The following is a 25,263-nucleotide window of genomic DNA, read 5'->3' on the forward strand; positions in this document are numbered from 1 at the left end:
GTTGCAGTGCGGCTTGGTGCGAGAGAACTTTTCCTTGCCCATGATTCCCGTTCCTGCGGCGGGGGCAGCGAGACTGCCCCGGATCCTGCTCGGACGCCCCGACGCATGACGGGGACGAAAAGCGCCGGACGCTTAGAGGGTCGGCCCGTCCGGATCAAGGGCTACCCCCGGTTGAGACCGCGCGGGCGCTGGAACGCGCGCGTCATGCGCCCCCCACGCGCATCTCACGCGCCCTTCCGCGCGCCGCCCGACGCGCATCCCCGCGCCAGCCTCCGGCGGCCCGACCGCCGCAACCGAACGACAACACTGTTCCTTTCAAGCGTCACTGTGGCTTCTAGGGCATAGGCACACCGATGGCCGGGCTTTAACTTGGCTGCATAGTCTCAGCGCTCAAACATCAGGCCCCGCCGACATGATGAAGAAAGTCCTCCTGGCCACCGCCGCAGCGGCGCTGGCCACCTCCGCCCAGGCCGCCGACCTGCCGCGCCGCGCCGCCCCGCCGCCGGTGTTCACGCCGGTGCCGGTCTTCACCTGGACGGGCTTCTACGCCGGTCTCGAGTCGGCCTACACCTTCACCGACAACCAGCGGATCACCACCGTCGGCCTGAACCCGGTCACCGCCGGCAACGTCGCCGCCGGCCGCCGCCCCGCTTCCATCACCGCGTCGCAGGATGGCTTCGCCAACATCGGCGGCACCGCCGGCTACAACTACCAGTTCACGCCGGGCTCCGGGATCGTCGTCGGTATCGCGAACAGCATCGACTGGACGGACATCACCAAGAACCGCTTCATCCTGGGCGCGCCGCTGGCCGGCGGCGTCCTGCCGAACCCGAGCGCCTACCGCCAGAGCCTCGACTGGCTCGGCACCCTCACCGGCCGCGTCGGCTATGCCTTCGACCGCGTCCTCGTGTACGGCACCGGCGGCCTCGCCTACGGCAACGTCTTCCACGACGTGAACTTCTACACCCCAGGCGGCGCCCTGCAGTTCGCCGGCCGCTACGACGACTTCAAGACCGGCTACGCCTACGGCGGCGGCATCGAGTTCGCCCTGCCGACCGACAGCTTCCTGAACACCTTCGCCGTCGGCCGCTACCTCGGCATCAAGTACGACGCCATCACCATCAAGGCCGAGTACATCCACTACGACCTGGGCACCCAGAACGTCGTGGTGAACTCCGTCGCCACCGGCGCCCCGTCCTACCTCTCGCGCTTCAAGACCGAGGGCAACATCGTCCGCGCCGGCTTCAACTACAAGTTCGGCGGCTTCTAGGACCGAATCGCTCCGCCGGGGTCGCGCGCCCCGAACGAGACCTTGGGGCGGGTGCCGGATGCGGTACCCGCCCCTTTTCGTGCCCGCCCGAGCGGTGCGGCGGAGGCGTGCGTCGCCAAAAAGAACTGAACGACGCTTTGCGTTTTTTCCCGATTTAGGGATCACGGCAAACGCGCTAGAACCTGTCACGGCGACGGTTTGCGGAGCTCGATCGGTGCATCTTTACGGCAATTGGCGCTCGGCGGCAGCTTTCCGGGTCCGGATCGCCCTCAAGCTGAAGGCCATCCCCTACGAGGAGACCTTCATCGACCTCGACGCGGGCGACCAGCACAAGCCGGACTTCCGGGCGATCAACCCCCAGGGCGCGGTCCCGGCGCTGTTCGACGGCGAGGGGCCTCCCCTCACCCAGTCCCTCGCGATTCTCGACTATCTGGAGGAGACCAGGGGCGGGCCGCGCCTTCTGCCGGAGGATGCGAGGGCGCGGGCCAGGGTCCGTTCTCTGGCACAGCTCGTCGCCTGTGACACGCACCCCCTCTACGTGCCGCGCGTCCGCTCCTTCCTCATGGAGGAGTACGGCCTGCCGAAGGAGCGCATGATGGGCTTCGTGCGGCACGCCTTCGAGGGCGGCCTGCGGACGTTGGAGACGCGGCTGTCCTCCGAGGACGGGACGGGGCGGTTCTGCCAGGGCGACGCGCCGACCCACGCCGACCTGTGCCTCGTGAGCCTCTGGGTCGGGACGGGCATCTTCGGCGTACCGACCGACCCCTACCCCACCGTGGCGCGGATCGCGCAGGCGTGTCTTGCCCTGCCGGCGGTGGCCGAGGCGCATCCCCTGCGCCAGCCCGGAGCGCCGCAGGGCTGAGCCCCGCGCACCCGGCGGCACGTCGACGCGTCGAGAGAACTCTTCCCGTGTCGGCGCCGGTTTAATCCTTTCAAAGGCCGCGGCAGACGAAAATGCGGCCAACCGTGATGAGGGCGTCCATGGTCCAGACCAACAGTGAGACCGGCCGGCATCGGATCGTGGTGGTGGGTGGCGGCGCTGCGGGGCTGCAGCTCGTGACCAAGCTCGGCGAACGCCTGGGCAAGCGCGGCAAGGCCGAGGTCGCGTTGGTCGACCGGGCGCGGACCCATATCTGGAAGCCCCTGCTCCACGAGGTCGCCGCCGGCAGCCTCGACGTCGGCCACCATGCGGTGGACTACCTGCACCACGCCCACCAGCACGGGTTCCGCTACAGGATCGGCCAGATGGTCGGCCTCGACCGGCACGCCAAGCAGATCCGGCTGGCCGCGAGCTACGACGGGGAAGGCCGCGAGGTGACGCCCGAGCGGCTCGTGAACTACGACACGCTGGTTGTCGCGGTGGGCTCCACCACCAACGATTTCGGCACCCCCGGCGTCGCCGAGCACGCGATCGCCCTGGACACGCAGGAGCAGGCGGTGCGCTTCCACCAGCGCCTCGTCAACGCCAGCCTGCGCGCCCACACGCAGTCCGGTCCCGTGCGGCCGGGCCAGCTGCACGTGACGGTCATCGGCGCCGGCGCGACGGGGACGGAGCTTGCCGCCGAACTGCACCGGACCCTGCGCCACGTGGTGGCCACCGGGCTCGACCGCATCGACCCCGACAAGGACATCCGCATCACGCTTGTGGAGGCGGCGGACCGCGTCCTGCCCGCCGTGCCGGAGCGACTCTCGGCGGAGGTGATGCAGCTGCTCTCCTCGATCGGCGTCGATGTCCGGCTCAAGGCGCGGGTCACCGAGGTGCGGGCGGACGGCGTGCAGCTCGCGGACGGGACGTTCCTGCCCTCCGAACTCGTCGTCTGGGCGGCGGGCGTGAAGGCCCCGCCCTTCCTCCAGGGCATCGGCGGGCTGGAGACCACCCGCACGAACCAGCTCGTGGTGACGCCGACGCTCCAGACCACCCGCGACCCGGACATCTTCGCCCTCGGCGACTGCGCCTACTTCGTCGAGGCCGGCTCCGACCGGCCGGTGCCGCCCCGCGCCCAGGCCGCCCACCAGCAGGCGACCCATCTCATCGGGCAGATCGAAGCCAAGATCGCCGGACGTCCGCTGACGCCGTTCAAGTATCGGGATTTCGGCTCCCTCGTCTCCCTCGGGGAGTACTCGACGGTGGGCAGCCTGATGGGCTTCATCCGCGGCAAGAACATGCTCATCGCCGGCCTGTTCGCGCGGATGATGTACCGCTCGCTCTACAAGATGCACGAGCGCGCCCTGCACGGCACGATCAAGACCACCCTCGATGCCCTGGCCCGCGCCCTCACCCGGCGGACGGTGTCGCGGGTGAAGCTGCACTGAGCCGCACCGCTCCGCCACACCGTCGGCACAGCCCCGTCGCCGCCGGCCCGATGCAACGAGCCGGCGGTTCCTGCCGTTTCCGGTTGCGGCGACAGGCGGCTCGGGCCAAAGCCCAGTGAAGGGGCGCCCGACGCCGTCGGGCCAGCCAGGGAGGAAGCCGATGATCCTCGTGACCGTGATGTATCCCACCGGGCCGAAATTCGACCGGGACTACTACCTGAAGACGCATATGCCCCTGGTGCGGGAGCGCTGGTCCGGCATGGGCCTGCATGACGCGACCGTGGTGTTCGGCCAGAGCACGCCGGATGGCGGCGCGGCGCCGTTCCAAGTGATGGCCCTGCTCAAGTTCGAGTCCGCCGACGCCTTCGCCCAGGCGGCCGCCGCCCATGGCGCCGAGATCTTCGCCGACATCCCCAACTTCACCGAGGCCCAGGCCCAGGTGCAGATTAACGAATTCGCGTGATCGACGTCATCGAAGCCGTGAAGGAGGCCGAGCCCACGCTCGGCTCCTACGTCCTGGTCTTGCGCGGGGATGCGCGGGCCCTGGCCGGGCCGGACAGCTTCACCCCCGAGGCGAAGGCGTGGCTCAACGCCCACGCCCCCGAGGCCCGGCTCGTCCGGGTCTCCGTGAGCCTCAGCCCCTATCCGGGGGCCGAGCCACAGCCGCGGACCCTCAGCGTGGCCGCCTTCGCGGACGGGCGCCAGCTCGCTGCCTTCGCCAGCACCTGGACCGGCGATCCGATCGAGGAGTAGCGCCGGGGCACTCCCCTCCCCGGCCCGATGCCGGGGGCCCGCCCCCGGGCGGTCCCCGCAGGAGGGCGCCGGCTCACGCCGCCCGGATGGTGCGGATGAGGCGCAGGGCCTTGGCGCGCTGGGTCTCCAGCCGCCTCATCAGGTGAGAGAGGTCGTCGCCCGCCTGGGCGGCCGCCTCCAACTCCCGACAGATGTCCGAGAGCTTGCCGAAACCGAGCATCCCCGCCGCCGAGACCATGGCGTGGGCGTCGTGGGCGATCTCCCACCGGTCCTGGACCGCCAGTCGGAACCGCTGCGAGAGTTCCCCCTCGAGAAGGTCGAGGAGGCCGTTCACGCGGACCGTCCCGTAGCGCTCCCGCATCGCATCCAGCACGGCTGTGTCGTGAGTCTGCGGGTCCGGCAACAGCGTCGCGGCGCGGGGGCGCGGCGGATTCCGGTGGCGGGCCTCGGGCGCGGTCCACCGATCGATGGCGGCGACGAGCTCGACCCGGCGGAAGGGCTTGCCGACATGGTCGTCCATCCCGGCCTCGCGCAGGTCCTCCACCTGCTCGGGCAGGATGTTGGCCGTCATGGCGACGATCGGCACGTCGCCGGCGGGCGGCGGCAGGGCGCGGATGCGGCGTGTCGCCGAGAGACCGTCCACGCCCGGCATCTGCACGTCCATCAGGACGAGGTCGTAGCCGTGGCCCAGGGCGAAGGCCGCCTCTACCGCCGCGAAGGCTTCGGCGCCGTCGGCGGCGGTGGAGACCTCGTACCCTTCCGCCTCCAGCACGGCGCAGGCGAGTTCCCGGTTCACCGCCACGTCCTCGGCCAGGAGCAGCCGCAGCGGCTTGGTCCAGGCCGGGGCGGCCTCGCCCGGCGGCTTCGGCGCCTCCGCGGATGCCGCCGGGATGGCACCCGACTCGGCCGTGTGCGAGGCCGCCGGCCCGTCCTCCCGCGGGAGGACCAGGGTGAACCAGAAGGTCGAGCCGTGGCCCTCCCGGCTCTCGACGCCGATCTCGCCGCCCATCAGGCCGACGAGCTGGTGCGAGATGGCGAGGCCCAGCCCTGTGCCCCCGAACCGGCGGTTGATCGAATCATCCACTTGGCTGAAGCGGCGGAAGAGCCGTTCCCGGTCGGCCTCGGCGATGCCGATGCCGGTGTCGGAGACGGAGAACCGCAGGGCGTCGCCGGGCGATCCATCGGGGGCGAAGCCCCTGCCCTCGCGGCTCACGCGCAGGGTGACGGAGCCCACCGCCGTGAACTTCACCGCATTGTTGAGGAGGTTGAGCAGCACCTGCTGCAGGCGGCTCGAATCGCCGATCACCCGCTGCGGCAGGTCGGGGCTGGTCTCCGTCTCGATGGCGAGGCCGCTCTTCAGGGCGCCGCCGCGCACGATGGAGATCGCCGCGTCGATCAGCGCCGGAAGGGCGAAGCCCCGGCTTTCGAGGGTCAGCTTGCCGGCTTCGATCTTCGAGAAGTCGAGGACGTCGTTGACGACGGTGAGCAGCGCGGCACCGGAATGCTGGATCAGGTCCAGACGCCGACGGTCCTCGCCCTGGATGGTGTCGCCGTCGAGGAGCAGCTCCGCATAACCGAGGATGCTGTTCAGGGGCGTGCGGATCTCGTGGCTCATCGCCGCGAGGAAGTTGCTCTTGGCGGCGCTCGCCCGCTCGGCCTCGGCGCGGGCCGTCTCCGCGTCGCGGGTCGCCGCGCGCAGGGCCGCCTCGATGGCCTTCGAATCGGTGACGTCGAGGTGCAGGCCGACCATGCGGACCGGCCGGTCGTCCCGGCCGTAGACGGTGCGGCCCCGCGAATGGATCCAGCAATCGCCGACGCGGAACTGTGCAGTGAAGATGGACCGGGCGTCGATGGCGCGCAGGACCTCGTTCCAGGTCTCGCCGGCATCGTCGGGATCGAGCAGGGCGGTCCACTCGGCGGCGTTGAGCCGGCAGGACTGGTCCTTATGCCGCGTGAGGCCGTGCATCCGGGCGCTCTCGGGCCCGAGGGTCACGATGCCCGATTGCATGTCCCAATCCCAGGTCCCGGCGCCTGCCGCATCGAGGGCGAGGCCGAGCATCTGGCGGGCATCCTCGACGGCGAGGCGGGCGGTGATGATGTCATCGACATCCAGCGCGGTGCCGATCCATTCGAGGATGTCCCCGTTGGTGTCGAGCAGCACCGGCGAGACCGAGATCTGGTGCCAGCGGTAGACGCCGTCGTGCCGCCGGATCCGCCACTGGCCGGAATAGCCCCGCCCGGTCTCCAGGGCGGTGCGCCACGCGGCTTCCATGGCCGATGCGTCGTCCGGGTGGTTGCGGGCGAGCCGCTCCGCCCGAGCCGGCCCGATGGGACCGAAATAGTCGCGGAACTGCGTGTTGACGTAGGTCGATTCGCCGTCGCGGACGCGCATCGTCCAGACGAGGAGCGGCAGGTTCTCCGCGAGGCCCCGGTAGCGGACGTCGCCGCGCCGCGCCGCGTCCTCGACCCGGCGGGTGTCGGTGACGTCGATGAGAACGCCCACGAGTCCCGCGACCTGCCCCCCCGGCTCCTTCCGGGACACGCCCCGGACGACGACGTCCCGGATGGTAGCGTCGGCCCGCAGCACCCGCGCCTCGTAGGAGAAGGCGTCGCCGTCGGCGATGGCGCGGGCCACGACCGCCTGCACCCGCTCCCGGTCGTCGGGATGGTAGAGCGCCGGCAGTTCGGACAGGGTCGGCGCCGGGGCGGTGGGATCGATGCCGGTGATGCGGAACAGGCCGGGGGACCACGTTACGATGCCGTCGGCGAGGGTGACCTGCCACGTCCCGATCGAGGCGAGCCACTCCGCCATCATCAGCTGCGCGTCGGCGTTCTCCTGGGCCCTCGCTCGGGATTCGATCTCGCCGGTCTGCTGGACGATGACGGCCTCCCGCTCCACCGCCGAGGCCGCCTCCCGGTGGCGCTCCGTGTCCGCGAAGGCGAGGCGGAGATGGGCGAGGACCGTCTCGGCGAGGTCGTGGAAGGTGGCGATGTCCGCCTCCGAGAGCTCGCGCGGCACGGTATCGACGAGGCAGAAGGTGCCGATCGGCAGGCCCGGCGTGAGGGCCAGAGGGATCCCGGCATAGAAGCGGATCGCCTTGTCGCCCCTCACCGCCGCGAGGTGTTGGAAGCGCGGGTCCTCCCGCGTGTCGGGGGCGATGATCGGCTCGCCCGCTTCGATGACCGCGTGGCAGAACACCTCGCGCCGGGGGGCGGTGGTGGGGATGAGGGTGCAGGGCGTCTTCAGCCAGACCCGATCGGCACCCATCAGCGCCACGAAGGCGTCGCCGACGCGCAGGACGCGCCGGGCAATGCGGCACACCGCCTCGAAATGCGGCTCGGGCCCGGTATCGAGCAGCCCGAGGGCGTCGAGGGCGGCGAGGCGCAGGTTCTCGTCGCGCGGCGGCGCGGACGAGCCGATGGCGGGCGATCCGTCGCCCTGGGTCGTCGCGTCAGGCTGCGTCATGGATCGCGCCTCCGTGTCCGGGCTTCCGCCCGGCCCGGTTGTCGTCCCCGCGGACCGGGACCGGGATGGTATCCGGCCGCGTAAGGGGGCCGGACCTGCGTTGGGGGCCGGACCTGCGTTGGGAGCCATGGCGCCTCCCTCGGCGAAGCGCCGCGCGTTCCCGTGATCCGACATTCACGCGAAAAAGGTTGATCGCCGGTAACGACGTGCGTCGGGCGGCGGAAGGAGCCGGAGCGGCCGGCCGGCGGCGGGTCACGCAGACGTGTTCGAACGCCCGGCCGAAACCGCTTTGCGGCTCGCGATGCGCCCGCGCCCGGCTCCGCCGCGACATCGCACGGAAACATCCGGCCGTCAGCTTCGGCCTCGGGAGGTATCGGCGATGCTTCACGACGATCTCGACGGGCCCCGTACGCGGATGATCGACAACGCGCTGCTGTGCGCGGCCTTCGTCTCGCTCTGCTTCGGCCTCACCGCGATGATGGCGGGCCTGCTGAGGTGACCGACCGCCTGCACCGGAACCGGGACGAATCGCGCCGACTCGCCCTCATCCTCATGGGCAGCGGCCTGCTGCTCTTGAGCGCGGCCCTGGCGCTGGGTGGATGGCCCTGAGGGAGCGGAGCGGATCGGCGCGGCCCATGGAACGGGGTCGGCGCGCGGCGGTTACGATGGGATGCGTGCCCTCGTCACCATCGCCAGCGGATTTGCCGCCTGCCTCGTGCTCCTCACCCTGGCGGGCGCCCTGATCGGCCCGCCCGTGCCGGGAGCCGACCGGCCCACGGGCCTCACCGCCGCGACGATCCTGGGTTCGGACGACACGCCCCCGGCCCCGCGGCGGAATCCGCCCCCGCCGTCGTCCTGATACAATTTCAGATCGTGCGCGGCTTGCCGCCGCGCTTCACCACCACGCGGGCATTCACCGGGACGCGCTCGTAGAGGTCGGCGATGTCCTCGTTCAGCATCCGCACGCAGCCGGAGGACATCTGCTCGCCGATGCTCCACGGCTCGTTGGTGCCGTGGATCCGAAACAAGATGTCGCGGTTGCCCTGGTAGAGGTAGAGGGCGCGGGCGCCGAGGGGGTTGTCGAGGCCGCCCTTGCGGGTCCTGGGCAGGTCCGGGTTGAGGGAGACCATGGTCGGTGTCGGGCTCCAGTCCGGCCAGACGCCCTTGCGGCCCACCCGCGCCTCGCCCTTCCAGGAGAAGCCCTGCTTGCCGACGCCGACGCCGTAGCGCAGGGCGGTGCCGCCCTCCTGCACGAGGAAGAGCTGGCGCTGGTCGATGTCCACGACGATCGTCCCCGCCGGCTCCAGGCCCGTATAGGCCACGGTCTGGCGGCGGTACTTCGGGTCGAGCCGGTTCGTGTCGACCAGGGGGATGTCGAAGGGCTTGTCGGCCTTCGCGCCGATGTACCACGCGGATTCGTCGTCCTGCGCGAGCTGGGACTGCCGTGTCTGGCAGGCGCCCAGGGAGATCGCGGCGATCAGCGCGAGCAGGACCGGCCGGAGGACGGGGCGGCTGTTGCGATGAACGGCGGGCATGAACGTCCTTCTGCGCGTCTGTGCCGCTTGCCTAACCCGGCCGGGCACGCGCCGATGTAGCTTTTGCGCCGCATGACCACTGTTATCGGCGCGTCGCCTCGCCACCGAAGCGCCCTAATTCATTGTGCGCAGCGAGCCCGTCGCGCGCCCTCGTCCATCCGGGAGACCCACGATGCCCGACACGCAGGTTCTGCCCGTGGAGGAGGCGACGATTCCGGAGGCCGCCCTCCGTCCGGCGATCCATCTCGACCATTGCGTGATCCATGTCAGCGACTGGGAACGCTCCAACGCGTTCTACCGGGACGTGGTGGGAGCCGAAGTCATCACGCGCGGGCCGGGCTTCGCCTACCGTTTCGGCGGCGTCCAGTTGAACTGCCACGGTCCGGGGGTGCTGGCGGAGCCCGTCGCCGCCGAGCCGGTCATGCCCGGCAACAGCGACCTCTGCTTCCGCTGGTCCGGGAGCCTGGAGGAGGCCATCGGCCATCTGGAAGCCCACGGCGTGAGCGTGGAGCTCGGCCCCGTGGAACGGCACGGCGCCGCCGGCGCGGGCGTGAGCGTCTACTTCCGCGACCCCGACGGATCGCTGCTCGAATTCATCACCTACCCGACCGAATGACGGCGGGCCGCTCAGCCCCGGCTTTCGGCCAGCGCCTGGTTCGTCTGTTCGAGGCGGGTGGCCAGCACGCGCATCAAGGCGATGCTGATCTGCGGGAACTGGGCGAGGAGTTCGAGGAAGACGCCCCGGTCGATTCGCAGGGCGGTGACGGCGGTCTCCGCCATGACGGTGGCCGAGCGGGGTTGCTCCGCCAGGATGCCCATTTCCCCGACCAGCGCGTCCGCGCCCAGCAGGGCGAGGCGGATCGGCCCGGCCGGGCCGTCGATCGTGACCTCGGCACTGCCCTCGAGGATGACGTAGGCGGCATCCGCCACGTCCCCCCGGCTGAAGAAGCGCTGGCCGGGCTCGAAATGCACCCGCTCGCTGGTGAAGGCGAGGAGCTTGAGGCGGGCCGGCTCGACCTCCCGGAACAGCGGGACCTGGCGGAGGGACGAGACCTCGTTGTCGAGGGTCATGGACAACTCTGCGACCAAGGGAACCTTCGGGTCCGAACCCGCGAGGCAGTGCGCGCATCCATGCGATTCAACCGCACTTTGTCCAGTGCCGCGGGCGGATTGGCCCTCCTGACCACCCTTGCCGCACCGGATTCCGCGCAAGCGCGGCTCGTGAAGGCCGATCTCGACCGGGTCGCCGTAACGCCGCCGCCCGACGCCCGCGCGCCCCTCGATCTTCCCGTCACCGACGCCGCCACGGGCGAGACCGGAACCCTCGGCGCGGTTCTGGCCGGACGCCCCGCCCTCCTCCTGCCTGTCGACTACACCTGCGGCAACGTCTGCGATCCGATGATCGGCCAGTCGGGGGACGCCCTCGGCACCACGGGCCTCGACCCGGCCGAGTGCCGCCTGATCCTGTTCGGGCTCGACCCCAAGGACGACGCGGCCATCGCCCGTCGTCGGGTGGCAGACCTCTGGGGCGACCGGCCCGGCGCCCCGGTCGTGCTGGTGGCGGGACCGGCCGGCATCGCACGCCTCACGGCGGCGCTGGGCTACCGATACGTCTACGATGCCGGCACCGACAGCTACGCTCACCCCGCCGAAGCGCTGGTGCTTGCCGGCGACGGGCGCCTCACGCGGGTGCTCTCGCCCCTCGCCCTCTCGGGGCGGGACCTGCGCCTCGCTTTGACCGAGGCGGGAGAGGGCAAGGTCGGCGCCCTCACGGACCGCTTGGCCCTGCTCTGCTACGGCTACGATGCGGCCAAGGGCCTCTACACGCCATTGGTGGGGCGGATCCTGACCGTGGCCGGGGCGACGACCGTGGCCGCCATCGCCCTGCTCCTCCTGGCCCTCACGCGCATCCGCCGCCGACAGGAGCGCGCCGCCGTGCGCGCCGACTGAAGGCGCGAGAACGGTCGTCGGGCGAGCTTCAGCGGCGCGTGGCGAGGCCCTGCTTGCGCTCGCTCGGAGGTTCGCGGTCCGAACTCGCGTTCGGCTGGGGCGAGTCGATCGGATCGGTGCGGGTCGTGGGGGTGGCGGCGTCCTCCGGGGCCGGCATCGGCGGTAGGGGCGCCGTGTTGGGCTCCACCTCCGGCTTCGCCTTGGTCACCATGTTGCGATTGGTCATGCAAAGGTTGTCCCGCGTTGCGCGCGCCGGAGCCGTCGCCCGGTGCTTTCGATCTTAAAACAACGTCTTGCGCAGCCGCCGGTTGCTCCCAAGCTTAGCCGCAACCCAACGTGGCTGTTCGGCGCTGTCGGAACCTTGGTTATTGCTGAAGGTTGTTGCCGGGTGAAGCGAAGCCTGAGGAGGAACTGATGGCATCCGGAAATTCGACCTCGAAGCGAGGGTTTGCCTCGATGGATATCGAGCGGCAGCGTGAGATCGCGAGCAAGGGCGGGCGCAGCGTGCCGGCGGAGAAGCGCTCCTTCTCGCAAGACCGCGAACTGGCCTCGTCGGCCGGTCGCAAGGGCGGCCAATCGACGGGAACCGGCCGCGGCGAGTAACGCGACCGTCTGAGTATGCGTACGGCGGCCGGCCCTTCGGGGTCGGCGCCGCTCTTCGGCCAACCAACGACCAACGACTTCGAGTCCGTCAGCGCTCGCTTCACCGGCGCGACGAAAAAGCCCCGCGTTTTGCGGGGCTTTTTTGCGTTCGCAATGTCGATGCGAGGCTCACTGCCCCACACCCCCTTACGAGATGCAGCGTCCGGGGGTCAGGCGGCGCGCCTCGGGACCAGCCAGGGCGCTCACGGGAAGCTCACAGCCCTCGCGCACAAGACGCCGCAACGGCTTCATCGGCTTGGGACCGATCTCCTGCGCCTCTTCGGTCGCGGGCTTGGTCTGGCCCGAGACCGCCCGCTCCACACCCGCGAGGCGGGTCGGGCTGAGGGCGATGGAGGCCGGGCGCATCCCCGGTAGGGTCTGCGGCGCGATTGCGGCGATCGGAGCGGCGGGCGCCCAGCCATCGGCAGAAGCCTGCACGACCGGCTGTGCCCAGAAGGTCAGCACCGCAGCCGAGACACCGATTCCGAGGTAGAAACCAGACCGCCGCATCGCCGAACCCTCACAAAGAGCTTGACAGGTTGAACACTCAACGCCGCATCGGAACTTCAGTTCCTCGACTGTCACGCTTTGTTAGTATCTGAGTATTCGATCCGATCCCGCGTCGGCGTGCGGGTGCGCACCCCCGTTGTCCACAGGCCGCCCTGTGGCAGAGAAATCACGCTTCCCAATAAATCGAAGGAACCGTACGGCGTCCAGCCCGTTCTCAATCAACCCGGCCACTTGGTCCTCCCCGCATTCCCCTTGTGCATCGGCCGGAACCTGTTGACGGGCTGGAGCGTGCTCCGGCCCGTTTTTTCGTGCGCGTCTCGCTGACGGCTCGCGACGATCCGGCGAGCCAATGCACGGGCGACGCGCTCTGTCGCGGCGCATCGTGAGACGTGGTGAACACGGCCGACGCCCGGTGCAGTGGGGCACCCCACGCACAAAAAAGCCCCGGCCGGGGCCGGGGCTTTCGGTGGTGCTGAAACGGCTCGAAAGGCGGCCGGATCGCCCGCTGGAGGGCCGACCTTGATCAGGCCGGCTCTTATCAGGCGGACTTGGCTTCCCGCCGCCGGGCGGTCTGCTGGAAGAACAGCGCCTGGCTGATGACGGCCGAGACGTTCGCCGGCTGGAAGGGCTTGGCGATGAGGAACGCCGGCTCGGGCCGCTCGCCGGTGAGGAAGCGCTCGGGGTAGGCGGTGATGAAGATCACCGGCACCTCGAAGGTCTTCAGGAGGTCGTTCACCGCGTCGAGGCCCGAGGAGCCGTCGGCGAGTTGGATGTCGGCGAGGATCAGGCCCGGACGGCGGTCGCCGCCCGCGATCTTCACGGCCTCGGTGCGGGTGCGCGCGACGCCGATGACGTTGTGGCCCAGACCCTCGACCAGCGCCTCAAGGTCCATGGCGATGAGCGGCTCGTCCTCGATGATCAGGATACCGGTGGCCATGTCGGCCGCGAGCTCGCGCCCGGCCTCGTCCACGAGATCGCGGACCTCGGCGACATCGACCCCCAGGATCGTGGCGGCGTCCTCCTCGGAGAAGCCCTCCAGGCAGGAGAGCAGGAAGGCCTGCCGGGGAAGGGGCGTGATCTGGCCGAGCCGCACTTCGGCGGGGAGATCGTGCTGAACCTGCTCGCCACGGCCGTTGACCGAGAGCGAATTCCAGATCCGGGTGAAGACGCGGAAGAGGTCCGCCTTGATGTTCGTGCTGCGCCCGAGGGTGTCGGGCTCGTTCACCAGGGTTTCGAGGGTCGCGGCGACATAGGCGTCACCGGCGACCTGGCTTCCTGTGAGAGCACGCGCGTAACGACGGAGGTACGGCAGATGCTGCACCACGAGTTGCGATGTCGACATTCTTTCTACCTGTGCCTCGCCTTTCACCCCGGCCACATCTCAACCCGTCGTCAGATCGGGCTGTGCCGCGGCCGGCGCTGATGTTTCTTCGGCCTCCCGCCCAACGCAGGGGCTGCGGCTCCGTTCCACCGGGGCGGAACCGAAAAGCGGCGGAGGCGTTGCCGCCGAAGCCATGACGTAACTCGAGCCGCAGCACAATGTGGCCGTGTGCGTTCGCACAACAAGGGGCCATTGGATGACGGACGAGAGATCTGCATCGGATCTCAGGGATCAGCGTGTGGCGTCGAGTGCGAGTCCCGTTCCGTCCAACGGTACCCCGGCCGCCGCCGAATCGCCCCTGCGCGATCTGCCCGATCCGTCGGCGGAGACTTCGCGCTCCGTCCGGCAGGGCCTTTCCGTGCAGTCCCGCGACCGGATCGCGAACCAGCTGCGTGCCATGTACGACACCGTCGCGAATCAGCCGGTCCCGGATCGCTTCGCGGAGCTGATCGCCAAGCTCGACGCGGCCGACCGCAGCGCCTGAACCCGGACCCGCAAACGAAGCGGGCCGCCCTTGCGGAGCGGCCCCTTGTGTCATCCCCGGTGTCCGGGGCGCTTACGTCAGAGTGTCGGCGAACGGCCGCGCATCAGGCCGACGACGGCCGAGATGGCGAAGAGCACGATGGCGACGAAGAACACCAGCTTGGCAGCCTCCATGGCGGTGCCGGCGATGCCGCCGAACCCGAGCAGGGCGGCCACGAGCGCCACGACGAGGAATGTTACGGCCCAACCGAGCATCGCTTTGATCCTTCTCCGTAAACCGACTGGGACGAAATCCCTTGCGGTGATTGCCTTCAAAACGCCAAGTTTCGTTTCCGGTTCCCGGTGCACCCCCGGGGCGGCGCGGCAATCCGACCGATTCCCGGGGATAGACCCGAAACGGAACAGTCGGGGTCACGGGACGTTCGTGGTGTGGTCACTGGAGGCTTCGGGATCATCGATGCCGGCATTCGCATTCAAGACTGCGCGCAAGGAACTTCGCTCCACCCCCCGCACCGGGATGGCGGCCCTCGGCTCGCGCCTCGCTGGTATCGGCTCGGCGGTCGCCGACGCGGTAGCCGGGATCCTGCGGGGCCTGATGCCCGCGCCGGCGCTGCAACCGATCCCTGTGCGCGTCCGTCCGCGCCGCCGGTCCTGATCCCGCCACTGACCGGCTTCGGGCATTGCGCCGGACGCTCCCCCTGCCCTACTGACCGGGCACGGATGGGAGTGACATGGCGGACACGGACGACACGCAGCCGGCCTTCTCCAGGGCCATGCCAGAGCCCGGCAGGATCGAGGCCGTCGCACCGCTGATCCGGCGCAGGGTCGCCGGAAACCGCAGTCCCTTCACGGCGACGGGCACCTGCACCTACGTGGTCGGCCACGGGCGCGTCGCCCTGATCGATCCGGGACCGGACGATCCCACCCATCTCGACGGGCTCATGGCGGAGCTCGCCAGCGAGACGATCGAGGCGATCCTCGTCACCCATACGCACAAGGACCATTCCCCCGGCGCCAAGCGCCTCGCCGCGCTGACCGGCGCGCCGGTCCTCGGCTGCGCACCACACAAGGCCGCGCGGGCGCTCATCGACGGCGAGACCCCGGCCCTCGACGCCAGCGCCGACCGGGACTACCGGCCCGACCGCGTGATGACGGAGGGAGAGGGCGTCTCCGGGCCGGGCTGGACCCTCACGGCGGTGGAGACCCCCGGCCACACGATGAACCACCTCGCCTTCGCCTTTCCGGAGGCCGATGCCCTGTTTTCCGGTGACCACGTCATGGCGTGGTCCACCACGGTGGTCGCCCCGCCCGACGGGCAGATGCGCGCCTACATGGAGTCCCTGGACAAGCTGCGGGGCCGCACCGAGGCGACCTACTGGCCGGGTCATGGCGGCCCGGTGACGGACCCGGCGCGGTTCGTGCGCGGCCTCGCCGGGCACCGCCGCCAGAGGGAAGCCGGCATCCGCAACCGCCTCGCGGCGGGCGACACCCGCATCCCGGAGATCGTCCTCGCCGTCTACAGCGGGCTCGATCCGCGCCTGCGCGGCGCGGCGGCCCTGTCGGTCTACGCCCATCTGGAGGACATGGTCTCGCGCGGGCTGGCGACCTGCGACGGCCCACCCCGGATCGACGGGCGCTACAGCCCCGCCTGACCCGCCGGGCCTCCGCCGAAGTCGACCTACTTCGCCGCCAGGGCGAGGTTGGCCACGTCGTCGAGATAGGCCCGGATGCGGTCCGCGTTGCTGCCGAAATCGCGGGGGCCGAGGCGCGAGGCGGAGCGCACGTCGATCCGCGCCCCGTCCGCGCGGGGGCGGACCCGCACGGTGACGTCGGCGGGCAGGTTGAGGAGGAGGCCGCGGGAGACCGCATCGATCCGGCCCTGGCCCATGCGGCCGCCGGGGCGGATGGCTTCCACGATCTGCCAGCGCCGCTTCACCGCCGCCTGCCGGGCCAGCTCGAAGGCTTGGTCGGCATCGATGTCGAGGGTCAGCGGTGCGATCTGCGGGTAGGCCCGGCGCTGGGCCTCGCGGGCGGCCTTGCCCGGCTCGGGCGGATAGCGCCCCTCGCGGGCGGCGAAGGCGACGCGGGACCGGGAGAAGGCCGGCGGCGAATCCGGATCGGTGGAGATGTCGGCGACCGCCGGGAGCCGCACCCCGCGCAGGCCCGCATAGGCCGGATAGGCCAGGACGAGGATCGCCAGGAGAAGCCCTCCGAGGGCGGCCCCGAGGCCCCTCGCCCCGTCGATCCAGATCCGCACGAAGGCGAAGGCCGCCGCGAGGATCGCGAGCAGCGCCACGGCGAGCCCGGCCCCCAGGGCGGCCAGGGCGGCGTTCACGTCGGCCCGCGGATCGCGCACCACGAGGAGCGCGATGCCCGTCGCCAGCAGGGCGAACACCGCGAGTGACCGGGCCAGGGGGCCGGCGCGGGTGACGGGATCCTCGGCGAGCAGGCGGCGCATGACGCTTTCTAGGGCCGAAAAGCTTGATGAACCCTGCGGTCGCGGGAAGCGGCCGTCACGGCGCGTAGGCCCGCGCGGGGGCCGGAAGGTCGAGCACCGCCGGGACATGGAACCCGCCGGGCATCCGGGCCTCGGTGGGGACGCGAATGGCGGGCTCGTCGGCGTCGCTCCGCCGACCCTGGGCGGTCAAGTCGTCCCACGGGCCGCTGATCGCGATGCGGATGCCCCGCCGGGCCTCCGCCGACTGCCGCGACGAAAGCAGGGCGACGAGATCGAGCCGCTGCTCCGGCAGGGAGACCTGCCCGCTCAGCGTCGCGGCCACGCCCGCCCCGCGCAGGTCGGCCTCGGCGATCTCCCCGATCCCGTCCGAGAACCGCAGGACCATCGCGGCTTTTTCGAAACCCGTCCGGCCGTTGCGGCGCGCGAGCGCCCCCGGCGCGAGATGGCCGTTGCGGTGGATGATGTCGGCGAGGTCGAGGCCGGAGAGGGCTCCGTCCTCGATGGCGACGTTCACCCGTCCTCCGACCCGCCCGATCAGTCCGGCGACGTCGCGGGCATGGCTGTCGAGGACGAAGGTGCCCTGCAGGGGGCCCGAGACCCACCGCGACGCCCCGAGATCGGCCATCAGCCCGCCGAGATCGATCTGATCGACGCCGCCTTGGACCCGCAGGTCGGTCTCGGCGGGGTCGGCGCCCTTGGTGAGGGTCAGGCGGGCCTTCATCACGCCGCCCTTGAGGCGCGCCCGGTTGAGGGCGATCTCCAGCGCCGCGTCGCGGACGAGGACGCTCGCCGCGAGGTCGTCCATGGTGAGGGGGCCGACCCGGGCCTCGGTGGCGGACATGCGCAGGTCGAGGTCGCCGCGGGTGAGCGGTTCGAGGGCGACGGGGGCCGCGCCGTCGCCGAGCAGGGTGAGGAGGGCGCCGGTCAGCGGCCCGACATCCAATCGGTCGGCGGCGAGGGTCGCCTGCACCGAGAGCCGCGGCACCTTGCCCGCCCCCAGGCTGAAGGCCCCCGCGCCTTCGAGGGTGGCGTTGCCGGTGCCGACCCGGACCACGGGCCAGGAGACCGCCCGGCCGTGGGTCTCGAAGCTGCCCTGGACGCTGAACGGTCCGGCGAGCGCCGCCAGGGGCGCATCCTGCCCGATCCACGCCAGGGTCCGCGACAGGGATTGCGTCTCGAACCGCGCCCGGCCGGCGAGGGTGACGGGGGCCTCGCCGTCCGCGTCGAGGGCGGCGGTCCCGTCGAGGGCGAGGCCGCCGTCCTCCCAGGCCAGCTCGGCGGCGAAGGGCGAGCGGCGCCCCTCCAGGAGATCGCCGCCGCGCAGGCGGGTGAGGGAGAGGCGGGCCGGCACGCCCCGCCAGTCGAGGGTCGCCCGCGCCGTGAGTGCCCCGCTCCACAGCGGCCACGCCACGTCGAGGTCGATGGCGCGGGCCTCGTCCCCGTCGCCGATCCGCGATCCTGCCAGGACGAGGCGCGGAGGGACGGCGCCCGCCCCGAAGCCCCGCCGCAGATGGGTGAGCGGGCCGCTCCAGGCGGCGAGGTCGGGCGAGAGGCGCGCCCGATCGAGACGGATCTCGCCGACCATGCCCCGTCCGGCGATCCAGCCGACCGGATCGAACTCGGCCGCCATGCGCTCCCCCTCGGCCAGCACCGCCCCGTCCGGCGCGGCGACCCGCACGCGCTCCAGGGTGAGTTTCGGCAGGGGGAGGACGCGCAGGGTCGCCGGCCCCTCGGCGGCCAAGCTGAGGCCGTAGGGGGCGAGCGTGCCGTTGGCCAGGGCGACCGCGCGCCCGTCCTTCAGCGGCCAGTCGCGAAGGCCCAGACCGGCGACGGCCAGTGCGCAGAACGCGAGGACGAGGATCGGGCGGCGTTGGGACATCAGGCTCCGGACGGAAGCCACGGGTGCCGGCCGCACCGGCGGATCCGCGCCGGCGCAGCCCGGCAGGGCTCGTCGATGACCGAACCCCTTAACCCTTTCTGGAGCCCGTGTCTGCCCGAGGAGCCGGACGGGCCGCGGAAGCTGTGGTTCGAGCTGTGGTTAGCCGGCATCGCGGGCGATCCGCCGCAGGGGCGATGCCGCGCGGGCGTGACGGAACGGCGTGGCTGCCGCTCGGACAGAGCTCTGCCACTGGACCCCGGCGCCGGAATCGAAGACACGGGTCCGGCTTATGCATACCGCGATGCCGGATGGCAGGCGGGAGGAAGGACGGTTCGATGCGGAAGGTTCACAAGGGTGCGACGGAGGCGCTGGCCGGCCTCCTGCGCGACGACATGATGATCATGTGCGGCGGCTTCGGCCTCTGCGGCATCCCGGACGAACTCATCGACGCGGTGCAGGCCTCCGGCGTGAAGGGCCTCACCATCGTGTCGAACAACGCCGGCATCGACGGCGTGGGCCTCGGCAAGCTCCTGGAGACCCGGCAGGTCGCCAAGATGATCTCGTCCTACGTGGGCGAGAACAAGGAATTCGCCCGGCAGTACCTCGGCGGCGAACTCGAGATCGAGTTCAACCCGCAGGGCACGCTGGCCGAGCGCATCCGCGCGGGCGGGGCGGGCATCCCGGCCTTCTTCACCAAGACCGGCTTCGGCACCAAGGTGGCCGAGGGCAAGGAGACCCGCGAATTCGACGGCGAGAACTACGTGATGGAGCGCGGCCTGTTCGCCGACCTCGCCATCGTCCACGCCCATACCGGGGACACCGAGGGGAACCTGCGCTACCGGATGACCGCGCGCAACTTCAACCCGATGATGGCGACCGCCGCCAAGGTCACCGTCGCGCAGGTCGAGCACCTCGTCCAGCCGGGCGAGATCGACCCGGACACGATCCACACCCCCGGCATCTTCGTGAAGCGCATCATCGCGGTGAACACCGGCGAGAAGCGCATCGAGCAGCGCACCACCCGCAAGCGCGGCGACGCGACCCCGGCGGCCGCGGCCGGCGGCGGCACGCACTGACAGACATTCTCCCCTCCCCCCTTGCGGGGAGGGGCCGGGGGTGGGGGTGGTGCCGGACGAAGCTCGGCGGTGCCTCCTGAGCCGCCCCCACCCCTTACCCCTCCCCGCAAGGGGGAGGGGAAACCCATTCCGTCAGGAGTCTCGATATGGCCTGGACCCGCGAGCAGATGGCGGCGCGCGCCGCCAAGGAGCTGGAAGACGGCTTCTATGTGAACCTCGGCATCGGCATCCCGACGCTGGTGTCGAACTACATCCCCGATGGCATGTCGGTGCAGTTGCAATCCGAGAACGGGATGCTCGGCATGGGCCCCTTCCCCTACGAGGGCGAGGAGGACCCGGACCTGATCAACGCCGGCAAGCAGACCATCACCGCCCTGCCGACCACGAGCTACTTCTCCTCGGCCGATTCCTTCGGGATGATCCGCGGCGGGCACATCAACCTGTCCATCCTCGGCGCCATGCAGGTGGCCCAGAACGGCGACCTCGCCAACTGGATGATCCCCGGCAAGATGGTGAAGGGCATGGGCGGCGCCATGGACCTCGTGGCCGGCGTCAAGCGCGTCGTCGTCGTGATGGAGCACGTCGCCAAGAACAAGGACGGCAGCGAGAGCGCCAAGCTCCTCAAGACCTGCGACCTGCCGCTCACAGGCACGCAGGTGGTGGATCTGGTGATCACCGATCTCGGCGTCTTCACCATCGACAAGAAGGGCGACGGCGGCATGACCCTGATCGAACTCGCCGACGGCGTAAGCGAGGAGGACATCCGCGCCAAGACCGAAGGTGAGTACAAGGTCGGGCTGAAGTAAGGACGGAAACCCGTCGCCCCGCTTGCGGGGAGAGGGCCGCGACGACCTCGTCGTCGGCGCGGCGAGGCGGCAACTGAAGTGAGGGGGCGTACCGGAGGAGTCTCGTCCTGCCAGCCCCCTCACCTCCGTTTCGGCTTCGCCTCCATTTCCCCGCAGGAGGGGAAAGGAGACGGCGAGACATCACATCGGCGGGGTCAGGCCGTCCTTGCCGACCGCGACCAGCTTGCCGTCGAGCTTGCCGCCGGTCTTATCGACCACCGCGAACACCTTCGCGCCGGGCTTGAGGGCGCTGTTGTCCGCAGGCTCAAAGGCGACGATGGGGGCGGAGGACGGGACGACGATCTGCTTGGAGCCGTCCTTGTCGTAGGCAACCGTGAGCGTGCGCTCGCCGCCGGTCGCCTTGTCGGCCTTGACCGTGCCGTTGGTCATCGCGCTCTTCACCTTCGGACCGCCGGAGGTCTCGGCCTTCACGGTGCCGTTGGTCATGGCGCTCTTCACCTTGGAGCCGGTGCCGGCCGTGTGGTCGGTGATGGCGTCCCAGGCGTAGTGGCCCTCGCCGGTGCCGCGCATCGCCTCGGGGAACAGCACCACCTCCAGCGCCGTCATCGGGTTCTCGCCCTTGGTGGCGGTGCCGATGAAGGTGCCTTCCTTGATCTGGTCGAGGCTCGACGGAACCACGGACACGACCTTTGCGCCGGTGAGCGCGATGGTCTCGGTGCCGGTCTCGGTCTTCAGGGTGAGCGAGCTGGCATCGGCCTTGTCGATCGTGCCGCGCACGCGCTCCAGCGCGGAGGCGGCGGTCACGCCCGCGAGGCCGATCAGGCCGGCGGCGGCGAGGCGGAGGGTGAGGTTCTTGCGCATCAGCGGGTCTCCATTCGAGGATTGGGGGCAGCCGGACCGGCCCGGGATCACATCGGCGGGGTCAGACCGTCCTTACCGACGGCCACGCGGGAGGCGGTGAAGCCGCCCTCGTTGCGGGTGCCGACGACGAAGACCTTGGCGCCCGCGCTCAGGGCGGTCCGGCCGGCCGGCTCGAAGGTGACGACCGGCGCCGTATGCGGCACGACGATCGTGCTCGACTGGCCGCCGCCGTAGTTCACGGTGAGGATGCGCGTCCCGTCCTTGGCGGCGTCGGACTTGACCGTGCCGTTGGTCATCGCGCTCTTGACCCTCGGGCCGCCGGTGCTGCCGGTCGTCTCGGCCTTCACGGTGCCGTTGGTCATGGCACTCTTCACCTTGGGGCCGCCGCCGGCGGTCGTGTCGGTGATCTCGTCCCAGGCGTACTGGCCCTCGCCGGTTCCGCGCATCGCCTCGGGGAACAGCACCACTTCCAGGGCCGTCATCGGGTTCTCGCCCTTGGTGGCGGTGCCGATGAAGGTGCCTTCCTTGATCTGATCCAGGCTGGCCGGGACCACCCAGGAGATCTTGGCGTCGTCCTTCAGCGCGACCTTCTCGATCTGGCCATCGCGGGTCTTCAGGGTGAGGGCCGTCGGCTCGATGGATTCGATGGTTCCGCGCAGGCGCTCGGGCGCAGCGGCGTGAACCGGTGACACGATGCTGGCCGCGCCTGAGGCGATGACGCCCGCGAGCATCATCCTCGAGAAGACAGACATGGGCTTTGTCCTGGTTACGGGGCCAGGAGATGGGGCGGGCTGCCCACAAAACAAGTTTGTGCGCGATTGATAAGTGTCATCTGAGAGAACGCGGCCGCGGCCCGCGGTCCCGGCCGTCGACGGCGGGCATGAAAAAGGGGCGGCGCCCTCCGGCGCCGCCCCCCGATCGTCGGTCCGCGTGATGCTTACGCCGCGAGCGAGCGCAGCACGTAGGGCAGGATGCCGCCGTTGCGGAAGTACTCCAGCTCGTCGAGCGTATCGATGCGGCAGGTCAGCGGGACCTGCTTCACCGAGCCGTCGGCGGAGGTGATCTCGGCGGTCAGCGTCTGGCGCGGCTTCAGCTCACCCGCGAGGCCCTTGATGGTGACGGTCTCGTCGCCCTTCAGGCCCAGCGAATCCCAGGACGTGTCGCCCTGGAAGACCAGCGGCACGACGCCCATGCCGACGAGGTTCGAGCGGTGGATGCGCTCGAAGCTCTCGGCGATCACGGCGCGGATGCCGAGCAGCTTGGTGCCCTTGGCCGCCCAATCGCGCGAGGAGCCGGTGCCGTACTCCTTGCCCGCGAAGACGACGAGCGGCGTGCCCTGCGCCGCATACTTCTGCGCCGCGTCGTAGATGAACATCTTCTCGCCGGTCGGCTGGAACAGCGTGTAGCCGCCCTCGACCACGTTGCCGGAGCCGTCGCGGACCATCTGGTTCTTGATGCGGATGTTGGCGAAGGTGCCCCGCATCATCACCTCGTGGTTGCCGCGGCGCGTGCCGTACTGGTTGAAGTCCTGCACCCGCACCTGATGCGATTGCAGGTACTCGCCGGCCGGCGAGGCCGCGCGGATGTTGCCCGCCGGGGAGATGTGGTCCGTCGTGATCGAGTCCTGGAACAGGCCGAGGATGCGCGCGCCCTCGATGTCCGTGACCGGCGCCGGGGTCTTCTCCATGCCGACGAAGTAGGGCGGGTTCTGCACATAGGTCGAGCCGCCGTTCCAGGCGAAGGTCTCGGCCTCCGTCACCTCGACGCCCTTCCAGTTGTCGTCACCGCCGAACACGTCGGCGTAGCGGCTCTTGAACAGCGCGGAGGTGATGGTCTTCTCGATGAAGCTCTGGATCTCGGCGGCCGAGGGCCAGATGTCCTTGAGGTAGACCGGCTGCCCGTCCGAGCCCGTTCCAAGCGGCTCCTTGGCGAGGTCGATCTGCATCGAGCCGGCCAGCGCGTAGGCGACGACCAGCGGCGGCGAGGCGAGGTAGTTCGCCCGCACGTCGGGGTTCACGCGGCCCTCGAAGTTGCGGTTGCCCGAGAGCACGGCGGCGGCCACGACGTCGTTGTCGTTGATCGCCTTCGACACGGCCGCCGGGAGCGGGCCGGAATTGCCGATGCAGGTGGTGCAGCCGAAGCCGACGAGGTTGAAGCCGAGCGCGTCGAGACTGTCCTGGAGGCCGGCCTTGGCGAGGTACTCGGCCACGACTTGGCTGCCGGGCGCCAGCGAGGTCTTCACCCACGGCTTGGAGCGCAGGCCCTTGGCGACCGCGTTGCGGGCGAGCAGGCCGGCGCCGATCATCACGCTCGGGTTCGAGGTGTTGGTGCAGGAGGTGATCGCCGCGATCACCACGTCGCCGTGGCCTATGTCGAAGTTGGTGCCCTCGACGGGGAAGCGGCCGGAGATGTCGCCGCCCTTCTTGAACTCGGTCTGCATGGACGAGGCGAAGCCCGCCTTGGCGTCGGAGAGTAGCACCCGGTCCTGCGGGCGCTTCGGGCCGGCGAGGGAGGGCTGCACCGTGCCCATGTCGAGCTCGAGCGTGTCGGTGAAGACCGGGTCGGGCGTCTGCGCGTCGCGCCACATGCCCTGCGCCTTGGCATAGGCCTCCACGAGGGCGATCCGGTCGTCCGCACGGCCGGTGACCTTGAGGAAGTCGATGGTCTTCTGGTCGACGGGGAAGAAGCCGCAGGTGGCGCCGTATTCGGGGGCCATGTTGGAGATGGTCGCCCGGTCGGCCACCGGCATGTCGTCGAGGCCGGGGCCGTAGAACTCCACGAACTTGCCGACCACGCCCTTCTTGCGCAGCATCTGTGTGACGGTGAGCACGAGATCGGTGGCGGTGGTGCCCTCGGGCAGCTTGCCCGACAGCTTGAAGCCGACCACCTCGGGGATCAGCATGGAGAGCGGCTGGCCGAGCATGGCCGCCTCGGCTTCGATGCCGCCGACGCCCCAGCCGAGGACGGCGAGGCCGTTCACCATGGTGGTGTGCGAATCGGTGCCCACCAGCGAATCGGGATAGGCGATCTCCTCAGAGCCTTCCTTCTTCGTCCAGACCGTCTGCGACAGGTATTCGAGGTTCACCTGGTGGCAGATGCCGGTGCCCGGCGGCACGACGGAGAAGTTGTCGAAGGCCGACTGGCCCCACTTCAGGAAGGTGTAGCGCTCGCCGTTGCGGGCGTATTCGAGGGCGACGTTTTCATCGAGCGCCTTCGGGGTGCCGAACTCGTCCACGATCACCGAGTGGTCGATGACGAGATCCACAGGCACCAGCGGGTTGATCTTCTGCGGGTCGCCGCCCAGCGCCACCATCGCGTCGCGCATGGCGGCGAGGTCCACCACGGCCGGCACGCCGGTGAAGTCCTGCATCAGCACCCGGCTCGGGCGGAAGGCGATCTCGACCTCGGTCTTGCCGCGGTTCTCCAGCCAGCCCACGGCGGCGGAGACGTCGGCCTTCTTCACCGAGCGGTCGTCCTCGAAGCGCAGCAGGTTCTCGAGCAGCACCTTCATGGAGAAGGGCAGCGAGGCGGCCGACGGGAGGCCGTTCTTCTCGGCCTCGGGAATCGAGTAGTAGGTGTAGGTCTTGCCCCCGGCGCTCAGCGTCTGGCGGGCCTTGAAGCTGTCGAGAGATGCCACGGCTGGTCGTATCCTCGCTGCGAAATGATCGAACACGCGCAGGCATAACCCGCGCCACGAAGGTGTTCGGCCTGTGAAGCGCCCGACGGGCGCGCGCCGCCCCGGGAGTGCCCGGATCGAACGGTGCGCGGGGGGCGATTTGGACGCCCTGAATGCCGCGCGGCGCAGCCGTGGCTCGTATAGAACGTTTCGAATCTGGCGGCTACCGGCCTGTGATGACAGGCGCGGGAGGGTGTCGTGCTC

Annotated in this window: 26 protein-coding genes; 14 read left to right on the top strand and 12 right to left on the bottom strand. The window is 70.3% G+C overall.

The window, feature by feature from the left end:
* The first annotated feature begins 412 nt into the window (after nt 1-412).
* The 5 genes from MFF06_RS00490 to MFF06_RS00510 all read left to right on the top strand — a co-directional run bounded on the left by MFF06_RS00490 (nt 413) and on the right by MFF06_RS00510 (nt 4,336).
* Entirely contained in the window at nt 413-1,270 is an 858-nt protein-coding gene (locus tag MFF06_RS00490; protein ID WP_238201016.1) for an outer membrane protein, read from the top strand.
* Nucleotides 1,271-1,484: 214 nt separating this feature from the next.
* Entirely contained in the window at nt 1,485-2,132 is a 648-nt protein-coding gene (maiA, locus tag MFF06_RS00495) for a maleylacetoacetate isomerase (protein WP_238201017.1), read from the top strand.
* A gap of 119 nt (nt 2,133-2,251) precedes the next feature.
* Entirely contained in the window at nt 2,252-3,583 is a 1,332-nt protein-coding gene (locus tag MFF06_RS00500; protein ID WP_238201018.1) for an NAD(P)/FAD-dependent oxidoreductase, read from the top strand.
* A gap of 160 nt (nt 3,584-3,743) precedes the next feature.
* Entirely contained in the window at nt 3,744-4,046 is a 303-nt protein-coding gene (locus tag MFF06_RS00505) for an EthD family reductase (protein ID WP_238201019.1), read from the top strand.
* Nucleotides 4,043-4,336 (top strand): hypothetical protein, encoded by a 294-nt coding sequence (locus MFF06_RS00510; RefSeq protein ID WP_238201020.1) that lies wholly within the window; start codon nt 4,043-4,045, stop codon nt 4,334-4,336. Before MFF06_RS00505 ends, MFF06_RS00510 begins: the two co-directional genes overlap by 4 nt.
* A 73-nt stretch (nt 4,337-4,409) precedes the next feature.
* Here the strand turns inward: MFF06_RS00510 and MFF06_RS00515 are convergent, their stop codons facing one another.
* On the bottom strand, nt 4,410-7,802 hold the full coding sequence (locus tag MFF06_RS00515) for a PAS domain-containing protein (RefSeq protein WP_238201021.1): 3,393 nt from the start codon (nt 7,800-7,802) through the stop codon (nt 4,410-4,412).
* A 670-nt stretch (nt 7,803-8,472) separates the two neighbouring features.
* Between MFF06_RS00515 and MFF06_RS00520 the strand changes: the two genes are divergently transcribed.
* Nucleotides 8,473-8,661: a hypothetical protein gene (locus MFF06_RS00520; protein WP_238201022.1), complete on the top strand. Its 189-nt coding sequence runs from the start codon at nt 8,473-8,475 to the stop codon at nt 8,659-8,661.
* 7 nt (nt 8,662-8,668) lie between these two features.
* Here the strand turns inward: MFF06_RS00520 and MFF06_RS00525 are convergent, their stop codons facing one another.
* Nucleotides 8,669-9,337, bottom strand: a complete 669-nt coding sequence (locus tag MFF06_RS00525) for a L,D-transpeptidase (protein ID WP_238201023.1) — start codon at nt 9,335-9,337, stop codon at nt 8,669-8,671.
* A gap of 172 nt (nt 9,338-9,509) precedes the next feature.
* On the opposite strand from MFF06_RS00525, the gene MFF06_RS00530 reads away from it, so the two are divergent.
* The gene (locus MFF06_RS00530) at nt 9,510-9,953 is read left to right on the top strand and encodes a VOC family protein (protein WP_238201024.1); all 444 of its coding nucleotides are present in this window, start codon (nt 9,510-9,512) and stop codon (nt 9,951-9,953) included.
* An 11-nt stretch (nt 9,954-9,964) separates the two neighbouring features.
* Here the strand turns inward: MFF06_RS00530 and MFF06_RS00535 are convergent, their stop codons facing one another.
* A complete protein-coding gene (locus tag MFF06_RS00535; protein ID WP_238201025.1) occupies nt 9,965-10,408 on the bottom strand; it encodes a cyclic nucleotide-binding domain-containing protein in 444 nt (147 codons plus the stop codon).
* Between the two features lie 99 nt (nt 10,409-10,507).
* Here MFF06_RS00535 and MFF06_RS00540 point away from each other — a divergent pair, with 99 nt between their 5' ends.
* Nucleotides 10,508-11,287: a thioredoxin domain-containing protein gene (locus MFF06_RS00540; RefSeq protein ID WP_238201026.1), complete on the top strand. Its 780-nt coding sequence runs from the start codon at nt 10,508-10,510 to the stop codon at nt 11,285-11,287.
* 28 nt (nt 11,288-11,315) lie between these two features.
* Here MFF06_RS00540 and MFF06_RS00545 read toward each other — a convergent pair whose 3' ends face one another.
* Complete coding sequence (locus MFF06_RS00545) at nt 11,316-11,513, bottom strand: hypothetical protein (protein ID WP_238201027.1); 198 nt, start codon at nt 11,511-11,513, stop codon at nt 11,316-11,318.
* A gap of 188 nt (nt 11,514-11,701) precedes the next feature.
* On the opposite strand from MFF06_RS00545, the gene MFF06_RS00550 reads away from it, so the two are divergent.
* Complete coding sequence (locus MFF06_RS00550) at nt 11,702-11,890, top strand: con-10 family general stress protein (protein ID WP_283207231.1); 189 nt, start codon at nt 11,702-11,704, stop codon at nt 11,888-11,890.
* Nucleotides 11,891-12,076: 186 nt separating this feature from the next.
* Here the strand turns inward: MFF06_RS00550 and MFF06_RS00555 are convergent, their stop codons facing one another.
* Both MFF06_RS00555 and MFF06_RS00560 read right to left on the bottom strand, forming a co-directional pair.
* Nucleotides 12,077-12,439, bottom strand: coding sequence for a hypothetical protein (locus MFF06_RS00555; protein ID WP_238201029.1), 363 nt, complete (start codon nt 12,437-12,439; stop codon nt 12,077-12,079).
* A gap of 538 nt (nt 12,440-12,977) precedes the next feature.
* Nucleotides 12,978-13,781 (bottom strand): response regulator, encoded by an 804-nt coding sequence (locus tag MFF06_RS00560; protein WP_238201030.1) that lies wholly within the window; start codon nt 13,779-13,781, stop codon nt 12,978-12,980.
* Nucleotides 13,782-14,058: 277 nt separating this feature from the next.
* Between MFF06_RS00560 and MFF06_RS00565 the strand changes: the two genes are divergently transcribed.
* On the top strand, nt 14,059-14,304 hold the full coding sequence (locus MFF06_RS00565) for a NepR family anti-sigma factor (protein WP_238201031.1): 246 nt from the start codon (nt 14,059-14,061) through the stop codon (nt 14,302-14,304).
* Between the two features lie 77 nt (nt 14,305-14,381).
* Here the strand turns inward: MFF06_RS00565 and MFF06_RS00570 are convergent, their stop codons facing one another.
* Nucleotides 14,382-14,558 (bottom strand): DUF1328 domain-containing protein, encoded by a 177-nt coding sequence (locus MFF06_RS00570; protein ID WP_007568853.1) that lies wholly within the window; start codon nt 14,556-14,558, stop codon nt 14,382-14,384.
* Between the two features lie 202 nt (nt 14,559-14,760).
* Between MFF06_RS00570 and MFF06_RS00575 the strand changes: the two genes are divergently transcribed.
* Both MFF06_RS00575 and MFF06_RS00580 read left to right on the top strand, forming a co-directional pair.
* A complete protein-coding gene (locus tag MFF06_RS00575) occupies nt 14,761-14,958 on the top strand; it encodes a hypothetical protein (RefSeq protein ID WP_238201032.1) in 198 nt (65 codons plus the stop codon).
* A 76-nt stretch (nt 14,959-15,034) separates the two neighbouring features.
* Nucleotides 15,035-15,955, top strand: a complete 921-nt coding sequence (locus MFF06_RS00580; RefSeq protein WP_238201033.1) for an MBL fold metallo-hydrolase — start codon at nt 15,035-15,037, stop codon at nt 15,953-15,955.
* Between the two features lie 26 nt (nt 15,956-15,981).
* On the opposite strand, the gene MFF06_RS00585 is transcribed toward MFF06_RS00580, so the two are convergent.
* Both MFF06_RS00585 and MFF06_RS00590 read right to left on the bottom strand, forming a co-directional pair.
* Nucleotides 15,982-16,761 (bottom strand): DUF1499 domain-containing protein, encoded by a 780-nt coding sequence (locus MFF06_RS00585; RefSeq protein WP_238201034.1) that lies wholly within the window; start codon nt 16,759-16,761, stop codon nt 15,982-15,984.
* 55 nt (nt 16,762-16,816) lie between these two features.
* Nucleotides 16,817-18,640, bottom strand: a complete 1,824-nt coding sequence (locus tag MFF06_RS00590) for an AsmA family protein (protein ID WP_238201035.1) — start codon at nt 18,638-18,640, stop codon at nt 16,817-16,819.
* Nucleotides 18,641-18,975: 335 nt separating this feature from the next.
* Between MFF06_RS00590 and MFF06_RS00595 the strand changes: the two genes are divergently transcribed.
* Both MFF06_RS00595 and MFF06_RS00600 read left to right on the top strand, forming a co-directional pair.
* A complete protein-coding gene (locus MFF06_RS00595; protein WP_238201036.1) occupies nt 18,976-19,716 on the top strand; it encodes a CoA transferase subunit A in 741 nt (246 codons plus the stop codon).
* A gap of 146 nt (nt 19,717-19,862) precedes the next feature.
* A complete protein-coding gene (locus MFF06_RS00600) occupies nt 19,863-20,522 on the top strand; it encodes a 3-oxoacid CoA-transferase subunit B (protein ID WP_238201037.1) in 660 nt (219 codons plus the stop codon).
* A gap of 180 nt (nt 20,523-20,702) precedes the next feature.
* Here the strand turns inward: MFF06_RS00600 and MFF06_RS00605 are convergent, their stop codons facing one another.
* The 3 genes from MFF06_RS00605 to acnA form a co-directional block, all read right to left on the bottom strand.
* Nucleotides 20,703-21,383, bottom strand: coding sequence for a metal ABC transporter permease (locus tag MFF06_RS00605; protein ID WP_238201038.1), 681 nt, complete (start codon nt 21,381-21,383; stop codon nt 20,703-20,705).
* A 47-nt stretch (nt 21,384-21,430) separates the two neighbouring features.
* Nucleotides 21,431-22,135 carry a metal ABC transporter permease gene (locus MFF06_RS00610; protein ID WP_370876550.1) on the bottom strand — a complete coding sequence of 235 codons (705 nt, stop codon included), beginning with the start codon at nt 22,133-22,135 and terminating at the stop codon, nt 21,431-21,433.
* 185 nt (nt 22,136-22,320) lie between these two features.
* Nucleotides 22,321-25,020 carry an aconitate hydratase AcnA gene (acnA, locus tag MFF06_RS00615; RefSeq protein WP_238201039.1) on the bottom strand — a complete coding sequence of 900 codons (2,700 nt, stop codon included), beginning with the start codon at nt 25,018-25,020 and terminating at the stop codon, nt 22,321-22,323.
* Nucleotides 25,021-25,263: the final 243 nt, after the last annotated feature.

Origin of the sequence: Methylobacterium aerolatum (assembly GCF_022179085.1) — a bacterium.
Taxonomy (GTDB): Bacteria; Pseudomonadota; Alphaproteobacteria; order Rhizobiales; family Beijerinckiaceae; genus Methylobacterium; species Methylobacterium aerolatum.